The following is a 427-nucleotide window of genomic DNA, read 5'->3' on the forward strand; positions in this document are numbered from 1 at the left end:
AAGCCAGTGCCAATAGTCCGTGGGAAGGCGATGACCATATTGCCGAAGGTGATCCGCGTGGCCGGCAGCCGATCGGAGCATCGGCGATTACTTATGGTGAAAACCTGCCACGTGTCCCACAGGAAATGAGCCTTGAAGATATTCAACGGGTTCAGGCAGATTTTGCTGCTGCAGCACGCCGTGCAAAACAGGCAGGTTTTGAATGGTTAGAATTACATTTTGCACATGGTTATTTAGCGCAAAGCTTTTTTTCTAAGCACAGCAATCTACGTCAAGACGAGTATGGCGGTGATTTTGCAGGGCGAAGCCGCTTTTTGCGTGAAACCTTTGATGCCGTACATGCAGTTTGGCCTGAGCGTTTACCATTAACCGCGCGTTTTGGTGTCATTGAGTATGATGGCCATGACGAAGAAACTTTGAGTGAGTC

The 427-nt window shown here is 49.2% G+C and carries 1 pseudogene; it reads left to right on the top strand.

The features are described from left to right. Positions 1–427: pseudogene (locus GBI16_RS18605) on the top strand (NADH:flavin oxidoreductase/NADH oxidase); the annotation flags it as partial.

This window comes from Acinetobacter sp. TUM15064 (assembly GCF_008980265.1).
In the GTDB taxonomy this organism is placed as follows: domain Bacteria; phylum Pseudomonadota; class Gammaproteobacteria; order Pseudomonadales; family Moraxellaceae; genus Acinetobacter.